19 protein-coding genes are annotated in these 21,107 nt (G+C 55.9%); 4 read left to right on the top strand and 15 right to left on the bottom strand.

The window, feature by feature from the left end:
- Positions 1 to 15: 15 nt before the first annotated feature.
- Positions 16 to 1,944, bottom strand: coding sequence for a threonine--tRNA ligase (gene thrS / locus BMW84_RS03890; protein WP_091064668.1), 1,929 nt, complete (start codon positions 1,942 to 1,944; stop codon positions 16 to 18).
- Positions 1,945 to 2,362: 418 nt separating this feature from the next.
- Entirely contained in the window at positions 2,363 to 3,025 is a 663-nt protein-coding gene (locus BMW84_RS03885; RefSeq protein WP_091064664.1) for an HAD family hydrolase, read from the bottom strand.
- Positions 3,026 to 3,187: 162 nt separating this feature from the next.
- Here BMW84_RS03885 and BMW84_RS03880 point away from each other — a divergent pair, with 162 nt between their 5' ends.
- Positions 3,188 to 3,673 (top strand): DUF6803 family protein, encoded by a 486-nt coding sequence (locus BMW84_RS03880; RefSeq protein WP_091064662.1) that lies wholly within the window; start codon positions 3,188 to 3,190, stop codon positions 3,671 to 3,673.
- 12 nt (positions 3,674 to 3,685) lie between these two features.
- On the opposite strand, the gene BMW84_RS03875 is transcribed toward BMW84_RS03880, so the two are convergent.
- The 9 genes from BMW84_RS03875 to BMW84_RS03835 form a co-directional block, all read right to left on the bottom strand.
- Positions 3,686 to 5,083, bottom strand: coding sequence for a sensor histidine kinase (locus tag BMW84_RS03875; protein ID WP_091064659.1), 1,398 nt, complete (start codon positions 5,081 to 5,083; stop codon positions 3,686 to 3,688).
- A complete protein-coding gene (locus tag BMW84_RS03870) occupies positions 5,080 to 5,784 on the bottom strand; it encodes a response regulator transcription factor (RefSeq protein WP_091064657.1) in 705 nt (234 codons plus the stop codon). Before BMW84_RS03870 ends, BMW84_RS03875 begins: the two co-directional genes overlap by 4 nt.
- A 53-nt stretch (positions 5,785 to 5,837) precedes the next feature.
- Positions 5,838 to 7,028, bottom strand: coding sequence for a cell wall-binding repeat-containing protein (locus BMW84_RS03865; RefSeq protein WP_091064654.1), 1,191 nt, complete (start codon positions 7,026 to 7,028; stop codon positions 5,838 to 5,840).
- Positions 7,029 to 7,332: 304 nt separating this feature from the next.
- On the bottom strand, positions 7,333 to 7,845 hold the full coding sequence (gene msrA / locus BMW84_RS03860; protein WP_091064651.1) for a peptide-methionine (S)-S-oxide reductase MsrA: 513 nt from the start codon (positions 7,843 to 7,845) through the stop codon (positions 7,333 to 7,335).
- A 157-nt stretch (positions 7,846 to 8,002) separates the two neighbouring features.
- Entirely contained in the window at positions 8,003 to 8,674 is a 672-nt protein-coding gene (locus BMW84_RS03855) for an ABC transporter ATP-binding protein (RefSeq protein WP_091064650.1), read from the bottom strand.
- The gene (locus BMW84_RS03850; RefSeq protein WP_091064647.1) at positions 8,671 to 9,771 is read right to left on the bottom strand and encodes an ABC transporter permease; all 1,101 of its coding nucleotides are present in this window, start codon (positions 9,769 to 9,771) and stop codon (positions 8,671 to 8,673) included. Before BMW84_RS03850 ends, BMW84_RS03855 begins: the two co-directional genes overlap by 4 nt.
- 69 nt (positions 9,772 to 9,840) lie before the next feature.
- Positions 9,841 to 11,211, bottom strand: a complete 1,371-nt coding sequence (locus BMW84_RS03845) for a sensor histidine kinase (protein ID WP_091064645.1) — start codon at positions 11,209 to 11,211, stop codon at positions 9,841 to 9,843.
- Positions 11,208 to 11,885, bottom strand: coding sequence for a response regulator transcription factor (locus BMW84_RS03840; RefSeq protein WP_091064642.1), 678 nt, complete (start codon positions 11,883 to 11,885; stop codon positions 11,208 to 11,210). Before BMW84_RS03840 ends, BMW84_RS03845 begins: the two co-directional genes overlap by 4 nt.
- Before the next feature lie 142 nt (positions 11,886 to 12,027).
- Positions 12,028 to 13,221, bottom strand: coding sequence for a metallophosphoesterase (locus BMW84_RS03835; protein WP_091064641.1), 1,194 nt, complete (start codon positions 13,219 to 13,221; stop codon positions 12,028 to 12,030).
- 190 nt (positions 13,222 to 13,411) lie between these two features.
- On the opposite strand from BMW84_RS03835, the gene BMW84_RS03830 reads away from it, so the two are divergent.
- Entirely contained in the window at positions 13,412 to 14,122 is a 711-nt protein-coding gene (locus BMW84_RS03830; RefSeq protein WP_091064638.1) for a hypothetical protein, read from the top strand.
- A 39-nt stretch (positions 14,123 to 14,161) separates the two neighbouring features.
- Here the strand turns inward: BMW84_RS03830 and BMW84_RS03825 are convergent, their stop codons facing one another.
- Positions 14,162 to 14,575, bottom strand: a complete 414-nt coding sequence (locus tag BMW84_RS03825) for a bacteriohemerythrin (protein WP_091064636.1) — start codon at positions 14,573 to 14,575, stop codon at positions 14,162 to 14,164.
- 173 nt (positions 14,576 to 14,748) lie between these two features.
- Between BMW84_RS03825 and BMW84_RS03820 the strand changes: the two genes are divergently transcribed.
- Positions 14,749 to 15,930, top strand: coding sequence for a hypothetical protein (locus tag BMW84_RS03820; RefSeq protein WP_091064633.1), 1,182 nt, complete (start codon positions 14,749 to 14,751; stop codon positions 15,928 to 15,930).
- A gap of 101 nt (positions 15,931 to 16,031) precedes the next feature.
- A complete protein-coding gene (gene nagZ / locus BMW84_RS03815) occupies positions 16,032 to 17,387 on the top strand; it encodes a beta-N-acetylhexosaminidase (RefSeq protein ID WP_254772855.1) in 1,356 nt (451 codons plus the stop codon).
- Positions 17,388 to 17,630: 243 nt separating this feature from the next.
- On the opposite strand, the gene BMW84_RS03810 is transcribed toward nagZ, so the two are convergent.
- Genes BMW84_RS03810 through BMW84_RS03800 form a run of 3 tightly spaced genes read right to left on the bottom strand, consistent with a single transcriptional unit; the run spans position 17,631 to position 21,034 of the window.
- Positions 17,631 to 18,950, bottom strand: a complete 1,320-nt coding sequence (locus BMW84_RS03810; protein ID WP_091064632.1) for a DUF4129 domain-containing protein — start codon at positions 18,948 to 18,950, stop codon at positions 17,631 to 17,633.
- Positions 18,947 to 20,056, bottom strand: coding sequence for a DUF58 domain-containing protein (locus tag BMW84_RS03805; protein WP_091064629.1), 1,110 nt, complete (start codon positions 20,054 to 20,056; stop codon positions 18,947 to 18,949). The genes BMW84_RS03810 and BMW84_RS03805 overlap by 4 nt, the downstream gene beginning before the upstream one ends.
- Before the next feature lie 3 nt (positions 20,057 to 20,059).
- Entirely contained in the window at positions 20,060 to 21,034 is a 975-nt protein-coding gene (locus BMW84_RS03800) for an AAA family ATPase (protein WP_091064627.1), read from the bottom strand.
- Between the last annotated feature and the right edge of the window lie 73 nt (positions 21,035 to 21,107).

Raw genomic sequence — 21,107 nt, 5'->3', positions numbered from 1 at the left:
TCTATAGAATAGAAATCAGTCTTCCGCCAGCTCTTGTCCCGCTTTCACCTCGGCAAATATCTGCTGAATCAGCGCAGCAACGTCAATCCGGCCCAGATCGCCGGCGCCGCGTTTGCGTACGGATACCGATGAGGACTGCCGTTCCTGTTCTCCGATGACGAGGAGATAAGGGACCTTCTCCAGCTCGCCGTCACGGATCTTCAGGCCCAGCTTCTCATTGCGCACATCCACGTCGACGCGAATTCCGGCTTGCTTGAGTGTTTCTTTGACCTGCAGCGCATCGTCCGTATAATTCGCCGAGACCGGCAAAAGCTTGACCTGTACCGGTGCGAGCCAAAGCGGGAACGCACCCGCGAAATGTTCGATCAGAATTCCCATGAACCGGTCGATGGCGCCATACACGGCACGATGGATCATCACCGGACGGTGCTTCTGACCGTCTTCGCCGATGTAGTTCATTTCGAACTTCTCCGGCATTTGGAAGTCCAATTGAATTGTACCACATTGCCAGCTCCGCTTCAGCGCATCCAGGATATGAAAATCGATTTTCGGTCCGTAAAAGGCACCGTCGCCGGCGTTCAAACGGTAAGGGATTCCCCGAGCTTCCAGTACCTTTTGCAAAGAAGACTCCGCTTCGTTCCACAGCTCCACGTCGCCCATGAAATCATCCGGCCTTGTCGATAGCTCCACCTGATATTCAAACCCGAACACCTTGTAGATATGGTCGATCATTTCAATGACCTTGCCGATTTCCTCGCCGATTTGCTCCGGCAACACAAACAGGTGAGCGTCGTCCTGGCAGAAAGTGCGGACACGCATCATCCCGCTTAGCGCCCCGGAAAACTCATGCCGGTGTACCTGGCCGAATTCCGCAATGCGGATCGGCAGCTCGCGGTAGGAATGCAGGCTATTTTTATAGACCAGAATGTGGCCTGGGCAGTTCATCGGTTTGAGGCTATATTTAACATCGTCGACCATCGTGAAATACATGTTGTCTTTGTAATGGTCATAATGTCCGGACTGTTCCCACAGCCGGTTGTTCATCATCTGCGGCGTACGCACTTCCTCGTAATCCCGCTCCCGCTGCAGCCGGCGGGCGAAATTCTCCAGCTCGGTACGGATCAGCATACCCTTGGGCAGATAAAACGGCATACCCGGCGCCTCTTCGGAGAACATGAACAGCTCCAGCTCCTTACCAAGCTTGCGATGGTCGCGCTGCTTCGCTTCCTCCAGCATCCGCAGATGTTCCTCCAGCTCCGCCGGTTTGACAAACGCTGTACCGTAAATCCGCTGCAGCATCCGGTTCTCCGCATTCCCGCGCCAGTAGGCGCCGGCTACGCTGAGGAGCTTGAATGCCTTGAGCTTCCCGGTCGAGGGAAGATGCGGCCCGCGGCATAAATCGCTGAACTCTCCCTGTTCATACATCGTGATCACTGCGTCCTTAGGCAGCTCGTTAATCAGCTCCACCTTCAGAGATTCCTCCCGCCAGTTGAAAAACGCCAAGGCTTCGCTGCGGCTGACTATGCGCCGGACAATCGGCAGATTCTCCCGCACGATGGCCGACATCTCCGCTTCAATCGCCTGCAGATCCTCCGGCGTAAGCGAGTGCTCCATATCGATATCGTAGTAAAAGCCATCCTGGATCACCGGCCCGATGCCCAGCTTCACCTTCGCTTCGCCGTATATTCGCTTCAATGCCTGCGCCAGCACATGGGCGGCACTGTGGCGGTATACGGCCAGCCCGTCAGCGCTGTCCAGCGTAACGATTTCCAGGGCTCCGTCCTGAGCCAGTTCAGCCTGCAAATCAACAAGCCGTCCATTCAGCTTACCGGCAACCGCCTGCTTGCGCAGGCTGATGCTGATCGATTCGGCAATTTCAGCGATAGTGGTGTACTGCGGTACCCTCCTGTTCGATCCGTCCGGCAATGTAATTTTAATATCCATGACTTTCCCTCCATTTCCCGATTAGTAGTGGCATTGAACGCAAAAAAACGCATCTCTCCCGGAAAGGGACGAGTGCGTTCGGCTCGTGGTTCCACCCTAATTTGATCTGCACCGCTCCCTGGCGCCGCTGCCCGGCGAAAGGTTGAAGGCAAATCCTCATGGGATCCGGTATCGGGGATCAGGCGGCGGCATTTACAGCCTTCCTGAGCAGCAGGAAGGGTTCAGTGCCGCGGCTGCAAAGGGGTAATATCCGGCCGGAATCTGCAAGAAGCTCTCAGCTTTCGCTTCTCTCTCTGGTCAGCCCGCGAGGGATATCATGTCTTTGGTCATCGCCGTGTCATGTAAAGCTTGTGATGATGGTATTGCTTGGTTAACATCTTACGTATGCCGGTGCCAAAAGTCAACAGGCAGATGCCTATCAACATTTGGCGAGGGAGAGCATCTCCCCGATTTCTTCTACCCGGTAGGCGATAAAATCCGCGCCGGCCGCAGAGAGCTCCGCTTCCGTGCCATAACCAAATGTCACGCCAAGCGACAGGACGCCGCAAGCAGCCGCACCGATGATGTCATGCTTGCGGTCGCCGATCATTAAGGCTTCTTCCGGCTTCAGCGCGTTTTGCTCCAGCACGTACGCGATCACTTCCGCTTTTTTGGACCGGGTGCCGTCCAGATTGCTGCCTCCGACGAATTTGAAGAAACCGTCCAGGCCGTAATAACGCAATATTTCTTCCGCAAACACCGTAGGCTTTGAGGTTGCCACATACAAGCCGAACCCCATATTGCTTAAATTAGCCAACAGTTCGGGTACCCCTGAAATGATCCTATTTTCGTAAATGCCGGTAACCCGGTACCGCTCGCGGTAATAGCCGACCGCCTTCTGCGCATCCTCCGTGGACATGCCTGCAAGCTCGACAAACGAATCATAGAGCGGCGGACCGATATACGGAATCAGTTCATCGGGATGCGCAACCGTCTGTCCGAACTGATTGAGCGCGTATTCCACGCTGCGTGTGATGCCTTCCTTCGGATCGGTCAACGTGCCGTCCAGATCAAACAATAAACTAGTAACACTGCTAAGCATTGCGGTATGACTCCCCCCATGAATATGCCCCCGCGCGCAGTACGCACAGGTCCGTTTCTCTCAAATTCAGACTAATCTAGCATAAACCCGATTCTCCATACTTTCCACATATTTATGGACTAGACTAACAAGCGAGGTTAATTATATTTTGGAGGGTCAAACATGAACATGACGCATTATATGTCGCTGCTGGCGGACAATCAGCCATGGAACCTGATTATTTTCATGGCCATTCCCGTGATTTTTGCAGAGACGATTACCGTAACGGAATTTTTCATTCTGTTCAGTAAAAATTTGCACGGACCGCTCCGCGCATTCAACCGCGCGTGCAGCATTATCGCCGGCCTATATTTTACGGGCATCTTTATTTACCTGATGATTAACGCCTATATCCCGCTCACCGTGGACGGAGATTGGCATACCTGGGTTGACGTTGTGGCTGTCACCTTTTACTTAAGCGGGGTACTGTTCCTGCTGCCGCTTGCGCTGCTCGACCTCGGGCTGATCGCACGCCGCCGCAGCGAAGAATCCCGGCTGAAGCTGCATTTCCTGCTGGTCAGCGGCTTTCTGGTCGTTGCCCATGTCGCCATGATCTTCGGGATGGTTAATCCGGAAATCGTCGGCGGAATGGCCGGCATGATGCATTAAGCAGAGCGATAATCAGTCCTGAACCGGATTTACAAAAGCAACCTCACACCGGGTTCCGGCCCCCGGCTTGCTGGTGATGGCAATGGTTCCGCCATGCAGCTCCACCAGCTTGCCGACAATGGACAGGCCGAGCCCGGTACCCCCATATTGCCGCGAACGCGACTTCTCCACCCGGTAAAACCGTTCAAAAACATACGGCAGCTCTTCCTCCGGAATGCCGATTCCCGTATCCTCTACAATCAGCAGCGCCCCGTTCTCCTTTTTCGCCACCTTCACTTGAATGCTTCCTTCATCCGTGTACCTTACGGCATTCTCCAGAAGATTCAGTACGATTTGCTCCACCCGTTTCCGGTCGCCGAACAGCGGCAGCGGCTCATTGCCGATCCGGGCTTCGAGCTGCAAATGTTTATTTTTCACGGACAATTCGATCTTGTGCACGGTCCCCTCAACAAGCCGGGCAAAATCCAGCCACTCCGGATACAGCACCGTCTGCCCTTCTTCCATCTTGGAGAGTTCAAACAGATCGTCCACCATATGCTGGATGCGATGCGCTTCGTCGTCGATCACGCCCAAATAGAGTGACCTTTCCTCTTCCGTTTCGTACAGTCCATCCTTCAGCACCTTGGCATACCCCTGCAAATACGTAATTGGCGTCCGCAGTTCATGCGAAATATTCGCCAGAAATTCCTGGCGCGTATCCCGGTACCGCTGCAGCTCCACGGCCAGATCGTTGATCGCCGCGGCCAGCGAACCGATCTCGTCTTTGCTGGTTATGGTCAGACGGGTATTCAGCTCGCCCGCGGCCAGCTTGCGTGTGGCCTGCTGCATCTGGATGAGCGGACGGGACAAAATGCGCGCCATAAACCAGGTGAAGCCGAGCGCAAGAAGGAAAGCGCCCAGACCGGAGTACAGCAGGATATGCCGCACCCCGTTCAGCGAATGCTCCATGCTCGCCGTGGAAGACATGACATACAGTGCGGAGTCGACCGGTGTATTCGCAGCAGCGACCGGTTGGCCGGAGACGAAATACCGGTACCCGTCCGGGGCCGCGTACAGAAAATTCACGCGTTCTCCGGCGAAAATCTTCGCCAGGTCGTTCTTGCGGATAAAACCGCGATCCTCGGCATTATGGCGTCCGGAGTGCAGCATTGCGCTTCCGTCGGCAGTAATGTTAAAAATACTCACATCCGAAAATTCCGCAAACGACAGCATCATCTGTTCCGCGGAGTGGCCGCCCGTTTGGGCCATAATCGTAAAATGCTGGGCCAATTCCTCGGTTTCTTTTTCCATCTCCCGATAATAGAAGCCGGTGAACATCCGCTCGATCAGAATGCCCAAAGACAGGAGCACCACAAGAAAGACGGCAATGATGGCCAGGCCGAGCTTGAAGCCGATGACGTTCTGCTTCATTGCGCATCACCGGGAATCTGGAATTTATAGCCGAGGCCCCATACCGTCTGAATCGGATTATAGGACAGCCCGGCTTTTTGCAGCTTTTCGCGGATGTTTTTGATATGCGTATCGACCACGCGCGTCTCCCCTTCGTAATCCTCGCCCCATAGCTGATACACCAGATCGTCGCGGGTAAACACCCTTTGACCGGCGCGCGCCATAGTGCTCAGGAGATCGAATTCCTTTTGCGTAAAATCGACCGGCCGTTCCAGAATCCGTACCTCCCGGGCCTGCGGAACAATCTTCAGTCCCGGAAAACTCAGCGCTTCGCTCGCAGGCTGCACTACAGGCACGCCGGTACGCCGGAGCAGCGAGCGGAGGCGGGCCGTCAGCTCCTCGGGTTCAAAGGGCTTGGTCAGGTAGTCGTCTGCACCGCCGTCCAGCCCCTGCACCTTATCCTTGGTGTCTGATCTTGCGGTTAACATCAGCACCGGAATCCGGCTGGATTCGCGAATCGTCCGCAACACCTGCCAGCCATCCATGTCAGGCATCATTACATCTAGTACCACTATATCGATCCGCTCCTGTTCCAGAACATCCAGCGCTTCGCCACCGGTCCGGGCTTCGCTTACGGCGAAGCCCTCCCGCTGCAAATAAATGCGGAGCAGGTTCCGCATGTTCCATTCGTCGTCGACCACAAGCACTTGCAGTTGGGTCATGTTCCTCATCCTTTTTTCGTCTCGAATGCACTCATTATAGCAGTCTGCAGGCCTCAATGTCCCGCATGCGGATTGCCGCCGGAGGCTGGGCTGATCTCCAGCATATCGTCGATTTCGCTCTGCGTGCGGGCGGAGACGGTATCGGTGCCGCCGGTAATCCAGGCATGGCTGTAAGGCCCTTCGGCAGGAGATTCGATGAATTTTGGCTGGAGTGCCATGGAGTAATTCATTACCGCATCGGGCAAATGGTCTTTCTGCGTAAAAATCAGCGGCGCGTGTTTACCCAGATGGGACAACGGCGCGGCGGCGACGGCGAGCAGCGGCTCGTTCTCCGGCAGGAGCGAAACATTGTGGCCAGGCGTCGTAATTCCCCAGCCGAAGCCGCTAGCGGCATCCTTAAATTGCGCAAAAGCGACCGCGTTCGCGAACGGATCTTCGCCCGAGATTCGGGTGACTTGGCCATATTCGGCCAGCTTCTGCTCCACCCCGGCAGAGACGGCTTTTTCCGGACCGATGATATAGATTCTCGCCTTTCCGTTCCGTGCGCGCAGCGCCTCGACCGTCGCCGCCGGAATGTCATTTTTGCTTACATACAACAGCGGCTCTGGCATGTGGGCGATCCAGTTTACCGCAGGCAATGTGTACTCCGGACGGTCCATCGAGCCGATAATCACGCCTGGCGGCTGCTCGCCGGCCACTTTTGCATAATAGGCGTCGATCGCTTGGGCTACCTCCGCAGGATCATTGCCGGCGATGGTGTCCACCTTCAATTTCAGCTCCTGGAGCTGGACCATGACCGAATCAGGAACCGGGCCCACAATGACCGCCTGCATTCCCTCATTACTGTCTGCACCCAGCGGCTTCAGCCGTTTCAGCTCATGAACCGTTGCTTCCGAAAGCCCGTCTTTGTTGAAAAAGAGCACCGGTCCGTTGCTGGGATGGTGAATCAGATCGGCGCTGACGGCTGCGATTTGCCAGTTGTCTACCGACGTCAGGACGACGCTGGAAGGACGGTTGTTGTTGGTTTGTGCCGTCCAGAGTGACTGGGATACAAGCACAGCCGCTAGCACGGGGTCGGAGGTGTTGATGCGCGTCGTGTTTTTGGTGGCGATCCATGGCGTGCTTACTGCCTCAGCGTTCATGGTTTGCTGATTTGCAGCATCATTTGCATTGTTAGCGCACCCGGACAGGACGCCGCCAAGCATAAGGGCCAATCCGGCGAATGCCATTGCTTTTGTCTTCATTCCATTCCCTCCTGGATGTTGTTCTATTGCGAATAGTTAAAAGTTTAAGCTTTAATTGTGTGGAAAGAATGAAGTTGCAGCAAAACGCGGGAATGGATGCCGACCCTTGGCTCTTCTGGCTGGCGTCCCTAGCAAACCGTGAGCCGGCGGAATCCGGAGTGACCGATGCAGATTCATTGTATTCTGTACAATGGAATTGTGCGGAAACGCTCAATACCGTCAAAAAATGAAAAATCCGCTGCACGAGTGCAACGGATTCTAAAAATCGGCTTGTTTTAGGTAATGCTGAGGAGATCCGGCCCTCTTACCAGTGCTTGGCAATAAACTCGTCGCGTCCGGATTGCTCGCGGTCCTCTTTGTAATGCTTAGGATTCTTCTTGTGGTAATCCTGATGGTATTCTTCCGCCCGGTAAAATACCGGCGCAGGCAGAATCTCCGTCACCACCGGACCTTCGAACCGGCCGCTGCGCGCGACCTGCTCTTTGCTGGCCAGCGCCGCTACGCGCTGCGCTTCATTGTAATAAAATACCGCCGTCCGGTACTGCGAACCCCGGTCCTGGAATTGCCCGCCGTCATCCGTAGGATCAATCTGCGGCCAGAATAGCTCAAGCAGCCGCGCGTAGGGGAATACTTCCGGATCGAAAGAGATTTGCACCACTTCATAATGTCCGGTCGTACCGGTCTTTACCTGCTCGTATGTCGGATTCTCCACGGAACCTCCGGCATAGCCGGATTCTATGCCATAAATCCCGGGCAGCTCTTCAAAAGGCGTAACCATACACCAGAAGCAGCCCCCCGCAAACATTGCTTTTTCCATCACGCGATCCCTCTCCCTGGTTCATCTTTGCAGCGTCTTTACCGCTGCGCTCTACTCTATCTGACGATAAGGCCAAACGAAGAGGATGTCAATTTCCGGCGAAAAAAAGCCGGGCAGACCCACCGGTATACAGCGTCCGATGATTCTGCCCGGCTGGCTAGGCGAGTCCCCCGCCTTGCAGATGCAGCACGCGGCTGCACCATTCCAGCATCCGCTCGTCATGGGTGACCATGACGGCGGCTTTGCCTTCGCGCCGCACTTCCTCGGCGATCATGCGCACAACCTCCCGGCCCCGCTCGAAATCGAGACTGGCCGTCGGTTCATCGGCGAGCAGAATCGCCGGATTGTTCATCCATGCGCGCGCTATGGCCACGCGCTGCTTCTCTCCGCCGGACAGCTTGTCGGGATAATGGGAGCGGCGCTCCCAGATGCCCAGCCGTCCGAGCAGCTCGGCCGCCCGCGCCTTGGCTTCCGCCTTGGACTGGCCGGCCAGCTGAGCTACATACAGCAGCTGTTCTTCCACCTTCAAATACGGCAGAAGCTGCGCGTTTTGAAACATGAAGCCGATGCGCTTGAGGCGCAGCTCGGCCAGCTCCGTTTTGCTTTTGCCGCTGAGCGCTTCGCCGCCGATCGCAATCTCGCCGCTGTCCGGCGTCAGCAGGGCGCCGGCTGCAGAGAGGAACGTGCTTTTGCCGGAGCCGGAGGGACCCAGTACGGCGATAAATTCGCCCGCGCCAACCTCAAGCTCCAGATTGTTCAGTACAGTCAACCGGCCGCTGCCGTCACCGTAGGATTTGGTCACTTGCTTCATTGCCAGCATTGTCTTCATGCTCCGCTCCTCCCGATCGCTTCCAGCGCGTCGATTTTGGCTACACGGCCCACCGAGATCAGCGAACCCAGCAGCGCCATCGCCAGGAACAGCGCGCTGCTTAGCAGCACCGTGCCGCGCTCCAGACGGAACGGCATGGCGTCGGGAATTCCCATGCTCATCCCCAGCGTAAACCCTATACTGATGGCCAGGCTGACCGCGGCCAGCAGCAGCACTTGTCCAACGACGCTCCACGCCAGATAAGGCATCGGTGTCCCCATCGCTTTCAGGATGCCGAACTGGCTTGTTTTCTGAATGGTGATGACATAAAAGAACACGGCCAATACCAGTGCGACAATGACAAACAGGAACACGATCATCATGCGCAGCGACATTTGCTCCATCGCATACCCAGGAATGGCGGCTATCGCTTCACTTTTAGTGATGATCTCCGCCTGATCCAGCTTGCCTGCCAGCAATTTCGCCTGCGAGGCGCTGATGTCCAGTGCGACGGTGTTGTAGGACGGTTCAGCCGCTCCGCGCTGCAGCAGCGACAAGCCGTCCGTTTGATTCAAATAGACCACCGGCGTGTGGCTGTAAGAGCCGTCTTTGGCAAACCCAGCCACCTTCCAGCTTTGGCCTGTCGCCTGATCCGTAATCGTGCTTCCGAGCTCCACGCCGGAGTTCTCCAGGCTGGCATCCACGACCGCATTGCCGGTCACCGTGCCGTTTAATCCTTCGCCGGACGCTAGGTTTGGCGCCAGCATGCTATTCATATCCGCTACAAAAAACGTTACATCCGCTTTCTCGCTCATTCCTGCAGAGGTAATCGTGCCCATTTGCAGCGCCAAGGGCGCCGACTTCTCCGCGCTGACATTCGCGGCAATTGCCGCAAGATCGGCATCCGTCAGTTGGGATCTGCGGAAGGTATGCCCCGCATCCTTCTGAACGGCGAAATACCCGGCCGGCATATGTTCCACGGCCGAAATGTTGGCGTAAGCCAAGCCCCGTGCGAGTCCGGTCACGAACAGCACCAGGAACGAGACGAGAAACATGATCGCCATAATGAGACCGTAGCGGGCTTTGGAATGCCGCATTTCCCGTAAAGCCAAAAACATCTAACCACTCCTTCTACTCTGTATGGCTACAGTGTAGAAGATGAAAATGAACGGAATATGAATAACAAATTACAGAAGCGGCAGCACTACGGTAAATGTCGTGCCTTCTCCGGGGCGGCTTGCCGCGGAGATTTCTCCGCCATGTGAGCCGATGATGGCCTTGGCAATCGAAAGTCCCAAGCCGCTGCTCTTATCGCTGCGGGCGCGGTCTGCCTTATAGAAACGATCGAAGATCATCGGCAGCTCGGGTTCAGCGATGCCCACGCCGGTATCGGCAACGGTTATAATGCAGCGATTATCCTCGATCCGGTTTGATATCGTAACGAAGCCGCCCTCCGGCGTATATTTGATCGCATTGGACAGCAAATTCGTCCAGACCTGGTAGAGCAGATTGGCATCGCCGCACAAGGTAACCTCCTGCAAATGCAGACGTACAGCAAGTCCGTGCGCCGACAGCTGGTATTCCATCAGCTTGACGACCTGCCGGAGCTGGGCGCGTAAATCGATGTTCTCCAGCACCAGCGCACCCGGATCGTAATCCAGCGACGACAACGTGAGGAGCTGCTTGCCCAGAGCCGAGAGCCGGCGGCTTTCATCTTCGATGATGCCCAGGTAATCAAGCCGCTGCGCCTCCGTAAGCTTGTTGTCTCGCAGGGTGTGGGCAAAGCCTTGAATCGAGGTCAGCGGCGATTCGATCTCGTGGGACACATTGGCAACAAACTCCTGCCGCGCCCGATTTGTCCGCTCCAGCTCGCGGCTCATCACCATGAAGTGGGAAGCCAGCTGTCCGATCTCGTCGCGCCGCGCGGTATACAGCTGGATGTCGTAGCGGCCGCGCGATATTTTGAGCGTCGCTTCCGTCAACCGCGTAATCGGTTTTACGATATGAAGCACGGTCACCAGCATGAACCACAAGCTGAACAACAGCATGACGCCGATCAATATGGCAAAAAAGGAGCGCAGCTCCCCGAACTGCACATCTGCATCCGGCCGCATAAACAGCGCATAAGTCTGCCCGTCCATGGCGACCGGAACGCCGATCGTATTTTTCAGCTGATTATCAAAAAATCCGGTAATGAACAAGCCCGACGGAAACCGTGCGATCCCGTGGTAAATTTGGCCGTCCAGCACGTTTTGCACTTCTTTTTCCGCAAGATCGTTGGTCCGGAACGGATGGCCATAGAACGACTCTTTGCCCTGTTCATCCACGAGCAGGATTTTATAGCCTAGCGCTGCAGTGCTTCGTAGATAATCTTCCATCGTGGCCGGATGCTCCTCCAGGAAACGCTTGAGGTCGGTTGCCATTTGCGTGAGCTTGGCATCGTTTTTCGGCTTGGTCCGGGACTGGTAATAGAAATTGGAGGCGAGAAAGCCAAGCACGCCGCTGATCAGGATGACGGAGCAAAAGACAAGGCACATGCGCACATACAGCGATTTCATGATAAGCCCACTTCCAGCTTGTAGCCGATGCCCCGGACCGTCCGGATACCGAAGCTGTCCGAATACTCCGCAAACCGCTGGCGCAGCCGCTTGATATGTACGTCTACCGTACGTTCATCCCCTTCGTAATCCGCGCCCCAAATCAGTTCGATCAGCTCGCTTCGCGTAAAGAGCCGGCCGGGGTACTGCGCCAGCTGCGCGAGCAGCTCGAATTCTTTTACAGGCAGCAAAAGCACTTCATTTCCCGCCGTAATTTCGTAATTTGTCCGGTCTATAACGAGCGATTTCAAGCGGATACGGTCGTCGGCGACAACCAGATACCGGCGGAACAGCGCCTTCATTCGGAACAGCAGCTCCTCTGGCTCAAAGGGTTTCGTAAGATAATCATCCGTTCCATGCAAATACCCCTGCTCTTTATCGCTTAACTGCTGGCGTGCGGTCAGCAAAATAATCGGCAGGTCGTACGTGTCACGGATATGCCGGCACAGCTCCAGCCCGTCCATCTGCGGCATCATAACGTCCACAACCGCCAAATCCACGGCATGCTCCTGCAAAATTGCTACCGCCTGCAATCCGTCCGCCGCTTCCAGCGGCAGGTATCCTTCCCGGGTCAAGGTATGCCGCAGCAACGCGCGAATGTTGGCATCATCGTCGGCGATCAGTATTTTTTTCATTCAAAATTTCTCCAGTCGGCTTAATGTAAGGTCAAAGGATTCAATATTCCGAAGTGTAACATAGACGGTACGGGCTGAGAACCGGAGATCTGCGAAGTATGAAAAAGCCCCTCCCGTCGCCGGAAGAGGCCCCTATACTAATTTAAATCATAATCGTCTGCGCCGGAACAAGCTCATGACTGTACGCCTTGCTGCCGTCCAGCATCAGCTCCAGCCGGATCAGCTCCGAGCGGCTGGCCAGCCGGATCGGCGGCCCCCAGGTTCCATATCCGGAGGAGACCACGACATGCAGCTTCTCCTTCAGCAAATATCCCCAATCCAGCTCAAAGAGCCTGCGGGTAATCCAGTGGTTCGGCGCGATTTGCCCCCGGTGCGTATGGCCGGAGAGCAGGACATCGACGCCGGCTTTGGCGGCGGTTTCGAACCCTGTGGGCTGATGGTCCATCATGATGACAGGTTTGGTTGGGTCAAGTCCAGCAAGCAGTGAAGCAACGCTGAGTCGGCCTTCCGGCTCCATGGATTCCGCGGTTTTATCTTTCCGTCCCACGATATATACCCCTGCTGCTTCAACAACTTCATCCTGCAGCACCTTTATGCCGATACTGTCCATTACCCGCACATATTCAGGAATGGAACCGCCGTAATATTCATGATTGCCGAGCACCGCGAAAACGCCGTGACGCGCCTTGAGCTCACGCAGCTGACGGCTCATGCCGTTGCGCATAAACGGCTCGATGCTGTCATCCAGCACGTCGCCGGCCAGAAGAATCAAATCCGGCTGCATCGCGTTGATTTCCTTGACCATTTTCCGCAGATGACGATTGCCGACAATGTTGCCGAGATGCAGGTCGGACGCGACAGCGACGGTCAGCGGAACGCTGGTACCGATCGACTTATCGATTCGCAGCTCATGCCTGCGGACGATGGTGCTCCAGGCATTGCGGGAACCCCAGAGCAGGAAAACCGCCAGCAGCGCCACCAGCGTGATGCCGGCTTCCGCGGTGAATGCCGAACGGTCGACATGCGCGAGTCCCAGCACCCCGTATACGATGTCGGTCAGCGGCAGCATGATCAATGCGAACTCCATGCACGCCAAATAATACGAGCCGATTACTTTGAACATCCGGGCTAACGGCTTGACGACCTGAGGCCAGGGGATCATGGCGATCGGATAAGCAAACGCGACAATGGCGAACAGCGTCCAATACACGGCCGGGGACAACCCGGGCTGCCAGTCGGTCAGCAGAAACCATAAATGAATGCCGATATAAAAGTTGACCAGCCCAAGCACGAGCAGCACGGTAAAGCCGGTCAGAAGCATACGTGTTATTTTCATTTTCCCACTCCTTTAATGTAGCGCTGTTCGTTCTACCTCAAATCATATCATAAAGTGTTAAGCGAGGATAAATGCAGCGTATGCCCGGGAATAAAACGCAGAAGCCCGTCCGGAGCAGCCGTCTATCTTTGTGGCCGCAGACCTCTTGTCTCATATACTATAACAATTCATAGAATAGAGGTGTTTCCGGATGAGACGAACGCACAGGATCGTGTCGACAGGCGTGGACGTGTACGTGTTCAATGACGAAAACATGGAGGAAGTGGATCTTGCCGCGGAATGCGGAGGCGCGCCGGATTACAATCTGTCCTTTATACCGGACGGGACGATGGTGACCTTGAAGCGCGGCAGCATCACGCGAACCGTAAAGTTGAATCAAAGCGTCGCCTCGGAGTGCATTTATAATATGTTCGGCCTCAGCCGCCCGCTCGCCCGCCTGTTCAACCTCAAGGACCGGGCGCGTTATACGCTGTATTACAATACGGCCACCAAAACCTTTACCTTCCGCCGCAAGCCCATCACTTTCTATGCCGTCAAAATCACCGCGAATTCGAAACAACCCGCCGGGCGCGTCGATATCGGCAACGGACTGGGGTACAGTGGTGCTTTGGGAATCACGCTCAAAAGCGGGTCATCCATCCGCCTGAAAAATGGGGCTGCCGCCGAGAAGCTCACCTTGCGGAAAATTAACAGCGAAGAATTCGAGAACACCGAGATATTCCGTTTGAATCCGTCTGCGATCCGTAAACTGGGCCTTGTTGCGGGGACCACCTACCGCGTGTCGTACAACCAGCTCACGCAGACGCTTGCTTTTCATGGAAAAGCCCCTGCAGCGACACGGCGGCGCCCCGCAGCACCCGGCCGAACCGGACATGGCTTCAAATTTCGCAGAACAAAATAAAAGGATGCCCCCGGGCACCCTTTTTTCTTAGCTTTGGTGTTAAATCGCCTTGTTGCCTCTCGCCGCTATGCAATCGCCGATCAGCTTGTCGCATTTGTGGATGTGATTCAGCAGCCAGTCCGTCAGTGTCCGGTTCAGCTTAATCGTGGACAGTACGGATACGCCCTTGGTCTTGACGCTTTCCTCCAGATCGAGCACGGTTTGCACGAATTCGGCGTGTGTCTTGCGATGTTCGTTCAGTTCAGGGAAGTCGATGTCGGCCATGAGTTGTTCTTCGCTGCCAAAATGCTCAATGGTATATTCTTTGAGGAATTTCAGCGTTTCTTCGATCTGCTCTTTGCCCTTCTGGTTGGTGCATGCATCAAAAAACTCGTTCAGCTTCGCAAGCAGCTGTCTGTGCTGGCAGTCAATCTTTTCAACACCGATTTCATACGTTTCTTTCCAATCGATCATGGACTCCCCTGGCCACCTTCCATATTTTACATAGTAAATCCCCTTTATTCTCCCTGTTTCCTTATCATTCCGCTGTAATCCACATCACAAGTCGAAAAGCGCCGGAAATAAAGGGATTTTCGGAATATGGGTCGAAATCCCTATTAATCTGCCTGGAAGGAGTTTTTATCAAAGTGAAGCAACTGAATGATTTTAAAGATTCGCTCGGCATATTTTGGGATATCTTCTTGCTGTTCGCCGGTGCAGCAGTCCCGGGCATGTTCAGCCGCAGCAGTAGATGGCTTAAAAACAGGATAATCCGCTTCAGACTGCGCAATACTGTGGATATGGAACATCTAAATATTCTAAAAATATGCAGTGCAAATCCAAAATACGAGTATCGCGACATCAATACCCGCGTGGACGACAAAGAACTGTACATAGGCTTTCCGGAAGAATTCATTGCCCGGGTTAAAGAGACCGATCCAGACTTTCACATTCATTCGGATTGCTCCTTTGACGGTTCTCCCGACTTTCAGGATATCGTAGACCGCACGGAGATCGGCGAACTGAAAGAACTTATTGCCAAACACCGGGCGCTGGTTGCGGATAATTTTGTTCAACGAGCGAATGGCTGCCTTTTTAATCGCCCCAAATTCGGTATCTACGACATCCGTTTCGACGCACGGAAAGGTCATGCGGAAACGCCTGCCGTCAAAATCGAATTTTTCAAAACGGATTACTTCACCCACCGCGTGTTCCGCTCGATCTACAATGAACTTAAAGCCGCGGATCATCCGATCGCCAAGCTCACGCCCGATAATCTGAATGAAGGCCTGCAGAAATACAATGCGTTTACCACATCGCTTGGCATCAATGCTTTTGTTATGGCAAATGCCAAAGGTGGCGAAAGCGTAATTTTCAGCAAACGTTCGGTGCATGCAGCCTATGCAGAAAACCGGCTCAAATACAATTCCACGGTGATGGAAGGCGTGTCGCTGACGGACTGCGATACCCCAAACAATGTTTCTTTGGAACAGGCGGTTTATCGGGCGTTGATGGAGGAGCTGGGCCTGACGAGAGATCTTTTGTCTAAATACAATACGAAAATTAATTATTGCGACTTTTTCCTTGAAAAAAATTACTTTGAAATCGGACTGACCGCTTCCGTAACGATGAACTCCGTCTTCGAGGAGACGATTCGCGATCTTCCCGCCCAGGACAGGGAGCTTGAGATTCATAAGCTTCATCCGGTTCGCAAAACCAAAAAGGCGCTGGAGAAATTCATCCACAAGGAAAACATTTATCCGCAAGGGGTATTCACGCTAAAAATGATCATGGCGAGAGAAATGATCTTTCTGAATCTTAGAAAATAGTGCAACGGGTCGCAAAAATGATTGCTTAAACTTATTTGAATCCGGCCACGCTTCCTTGTAAAGTATGATTTAGCACCTTATGGAAAGGAAGATACGCATCTATGTCTGAAGCTCAATTCGCAATGAAAAATACACGGGCGGCCGCCCAGCGATTGGCGGTTGCCGCGTTAGGCGCAGTGCTCATGCTCGGCGGCTGCTCCGGGGGACGTTCCGCCGGCAGTGAAACGCCTATTGCCTCAACTACGGCACCGGTGGCAACGGCATCAGCAACATCCCCTGCACCGGCTGCTTCGGCAACTGCCGAAGCGACTGCTGAAGCTACCGCCACGTCAACGCCGGAAGCGTCTGCTCCGGGGGAAGACACGCTGGAGGCCCGAGTTGCCCAAATGTCGCTGGAGGAGAAAATTGGCCAGATGCTGCTGGTGGGCATCGAAGGCACCTCACTGGATGCCAAGGCCAAAACGATGATTGCCTCGCATGCGATCGGCGGGATCATTTTATATAAGGACAACATCGCTGATTTGGCTGGGATGGTAGCCTTGACCAATGATCTGAAGCTTAGCAATTGGGGCAACGGCGTACCGCTGTTCATCAGCGTCGACCAGGAGGGCGGCAAAGTCAGCCGTTTGCCGGCGGAATATGCCAGTTTTCCGTCGAACCGCGAAGTCGGGAACAGCGGTAAAACGGAAGATGCCTCCCAGATGGGCCAACTGCTCGCCAAGGCGGTCCGCAGCGCCGGTTTTAATATGGATTTTGCGCCGGTGCTGGACATCAACAGCAATCCCAAAAATCCGGTGATCGGCGACCGCTCCTTCGGCAGTTCTGCCGATCTCGTAACAAAGCTCGGGCTGGCGGAAATGAACGGCATAGCCGAAGAAGGCATTGTGCCGGTGATCAAGCATTTTCCCGGCCACGGCGATACCGGCGTCGACTCCCATTTGGAGCTGCCGGTCGTAAATAAAACGCCGGCTCAGCTCGCCAAGCTGGAATGGCTGCCGTTCCAGGCAGCGATCAATGCGCAGGCCGACGTCGTGATGGTAGCCCATATCCTGTATCCGAAGCTGGACCCGGATAAACCGGCCTCCTTGTCCAAAGCCGTTATTGGGGATCTCCTGCGCGATAAAATGGGCTTTGACGGCGTCGTCATCACCGATGACTTGACGATGGGCGCCATCGTCAAAAACTATACCCTCGCAGCCGCCGCAGTCGATTCGGTACAGGCGGGCAGCGATATCCTGCTCGTTGCGCACGGCTACGACAACGAGGCCTCCGTCCGCGCCGCGCTGCTGAAGAGCGTCAAGAGCGGCGCGATATCGGAGGCCAGGATCGATGAAAGCGTCCGCCGGATTTTGGCGCTGAAGGACAAATACAAGCTGAACGACCACTCCGTCGAGGTTCCGAATTTGAGCCCGTTGAACAAGGAGATTAAAGCTTGGAAGCAGTCGCTGCAACGCTAATCCCTGTTTGTAGAACGGTCAGCATCGGCCTGCAACCCTCTGCACTTCCATTTACGGCATGGGGGCATGTACAGGGATGCAAGACAGAACATTTCTTATTCCTTTGAACGCCCACGCTAAAAACAAAGAACCATCAAAACCGGGAATCCCGGCTTTGATGGTTCTTTTGATGAGATGCATGATCGGTAATCAGTCCCTGACCGGCAAACACCGTTCGGTTAACCCGGAATCTCCAACCCTGTCTTACTCCAGCTTCTCCTTCAGCGCTGCCGCTTCCGAAGACGAGGGCTCCTCCGGCCCGTATCTGGCCTGATAATACAGCTCCAGCATACGCTGCGCTGCGCCTGCGTCTTCTGCCTTGCCTTTGCGCGGCTTGCTTTCGCCGAGCCAGCGCTGCGCATCCGCCGCCGTCTCCTGCGGCGTTAGCGCGCGGTTCACGCTGTAGCCGGAAGCCTGACGGCGGCCGAGCCAGCGGCGATACAGCCAGCGTGCTTGCTCCCGCCCGCCGTGCATATCCTCCCACCGGTCCCTCGCGGTAGAACCCCACTTACTCTTGACGTAAGCGGCGATGTCCTTGACCGTCTTTTCCCAGCGGAAAATGCTGGACTCCTCGTCCTGGTACGTAGCCGTCCGCTCCTTCGACTCCCGGCGCAGCATGGCCAGCAGCCGGTCGGCGAACGCACGGAACCATCCGCGCGAGTTGCGGTACAGCCAGCGCGTCAAATGATACAGAAGGAACCCCAAAACGGCCGCGCCAAGTGCATAAAAGACCATGTCCGCAATTAAGCCGAATAAGCCTGATTCTCCACTCGGCGCCTTCGGCAAATTTTCCGGCGGAGCGGGTTTTGGCGGCTCCTCCATGACCCGCGGCGGCGAGCCATCAAACATATGAAGCACAAAACCGACGAACGCGCGAATCATCCGGAACAGCAGATGTCCGGCAGCCTGCCCGCCTCCTGCGGCAAGAAAAGCCGCTGCCGCCACGAGCACAACCATAAAGATGCGGTTATGCCGCCGAAGGCCCTGCGGAAGCCGGCGCGAATCGCTGCTGAACGAACTGTAACGCAAGTAAGCGCCGTTGCGTATCAGCAGATAGACCAGCAAGCAGAAGCTGCCCAGACCGGTTATCCAAGGCATATGGTCTTCAAATGCTTCAATCCGGCTGGAAGCCAATGCCGCTACCGCGTATAATCCTAACCCGATGATATATTGTTTATCGCGGCTGGCGGTGGAATCTGACGTTAGGCCGAGAAATCCGCATACCGTTCCTGCTGCGGCAAACAGTAGCAGCCAAGGGTTCCAGCCGGTGACAAGCAGCCCGCCCGTCAACCCCAGCAGAGGTGCTGCGAGCAGCTGCCGCCATCTGCGGCGGCAAAAGCCGCGCAGCAGCATGCCGGAGGCCATCGTCAGGAATAACGCCGCCAGCCACACGCTTTCCGGCGTACCCACCCGTGTCTGCGAATGAAGATAGAGCCAAAGGGGATACAGAAACAATCCATCCAGTACTAAGACAGGGAGCAGCTTCAGGCTGGCGGTCCAATATCCGGAAAGGTTTCGTTTCATGCGCTGGCCCTCCCTTCATTCCCCGGCTCCGGCAGCGGCGGGAGATCCAGCCATTCCACGCCGTTGCCGTTCCAGGCGAGCTGCGCTGCCGCCAGTTCAAGCTCGGGTCCCCGGTGGCAGCTGATGATCAAGTAGTCGTTGTCCCGGCTTCCCTGTGTCAGTTCCAGCTCAAGGAGCCGGGACATCGGAACAGAGCGTTCAAGATTAAGCCTCGCAAGCAGGCTCAGAATATCCTCCAGCGATCCGGCCTGCTCCAGGTCGACCGGCTCTTTCATGGACGAACCTTCAAGCGCGCCGTTTATGAGCAGGCCGACCTCCAAGCCATGGCGGGTAGCGTATTCCGCAACCGTGGCGGCGTAACTCAGGCCGCGTTCGATCCGTGCGGGATCGGTCGCGCTTCGCCACATGGCGTCGCTGTCCTCCACGTTTACGCAGATGATCAGCCGCGTATCGGCTGTGTAATCCTGCTTATGGACCTGCAGTGTGCCTGTACGGGCCGTCGCCTTCCAGTTGACGAGGTTCAGCGGATCGCCGGCCATATATTCCCGCGTCCCCGCTTTCACGAAGGGGTCCGGAATCACCCAGCGCTTGACCGTCAGCTCGCCAAGCCAGCTGTGCACCGGAAGCGGCAACTCGTCGTACGACAAAAGGGCCGGGTATACCATCAGCTCCAAATGGACGGGAATCGTCAGAGTTGAACGGCCGAGGCCTATCAGGTCGCCGGTCGTCAGGGTCACCGACTCGAGGCGAAAGAATCCCCGCCGGCTGCACTCGACCAGATGACGCCGTTTAATTCGGCGGTACGGCCGGAGATAGAACAGGCTCACATGGTTCTGGTATATGTTGCCCGCGCTGATCCCGAGGTTGTCCTGGCTGCCGAAGATCAAACCGGAAGTTATGATGGACTCCAGCCGCAGCCACGGGAGCGGCAACAGTTTGGCATTGGCGATCTCCTCGATCATCTCGATATGCGCTCCCTGGAAGACGTGCTGCTCCGAAAAATAGCGCGTATACGAAACTTTACGCAGTGCAAACCGCTGGTACACCCAGCCGACGATACCCAGCAGGATACCCGTTCCGAGCAGAAAATAGGGAAAGAAAGACAAGGCCTACGCCTCCTCTCTGCCCCGCACCGCCGCCGCTTCGGCCGGAACCTCCACCTGGCGCAGCACCTGCCGCACCAGCTCCGCGGCTTGGGCCTCGCTGGCTGCGGGGCCGCGCTGCAGCACCAGCCGGTGGGCCAGCACGGGCACGGCCACCGCTTTGATGTCGTCGGGCACGACGTATTGGCGTCCCCGCACGACGGCATACCCTTGCGCCGCGCGCAGCAGCGCGAAGCCGGCGCGCGGGCTGGCGCCCAGCCTTACCCCGGGGGCGCGGCGCGTCGCTTCCACGACAGCGATGATGTAGCCGAGCAGCTCATCGCTGACCATGAGGGCGGCGGCAAATTTCTGCGCCGCTACGATCTCGCCGGGACCGGCGACAGCCGCTGTGTCCTCGAGCGGGTTGTTCTCGCGGAAACGCCGCAGGATGTTTACGCCGTCCTGAAACGACGGATACCCGGTCGTGATCCGCATCAGGAACCGGTCCAGCTGCGCTTCGGGCAGCGGGAACGTCCCCTGGTTGTCGACCGGGTTTTGCGTCGCAATGACGAAGAACGGAGCAGCCAGCGCATGCGTCTCCCCGTCAATCGTGATTTGCCGTTCCTCCATGCATTCGAGGAGACTGGACTGGGTGCGCGGCGTAGCGCGGTTGATTTCGTCGGCCAGAAGCACGCCGGCGAATACCGGACCGGGGCGGAACTGGAACTCGCCCGTCTTCTGGTTATAAAAGTTGATGCCGCTTAAATCCGAGGGCAGCAGGTCCGGCGTAAACTGGATGCGCTTGAAGCTGCACTCGAGCGAGCGGGCCAGCGTTTTGGCCAGCAGCGTTTTTCCGGTCCCGGGCACATCCTCCAGCAGCACATGACCGCCGGCCAGCAGCGCAGCCAGCAGCAGGTCGATTCCTTCCTCTTTTCCCACGATCACTTTCGCTAGATTGCTCTTCAATGCCGAGAGCAGGATCTGCGATTCCTGCAAATTCATCCGATTTCACTCCCAAGATTCACTTTTAAAGGTATGTACTCCAGTTTCATCATACCAGAAAGCGCATCCATAA

It is taken from the genome of Paenibacillus sp. NFR01, assembly GCF_900111565.1.
GTDB lineage: Bacteria > Bacillota > Bacilli > Paenibacillales > Paenibacillaceae > Paenibacillus_AQ.
Note: the sequence above shows the minus strand (reverse complement) of the source record. Positions and strands in the feature narration are given on the sequence as shown.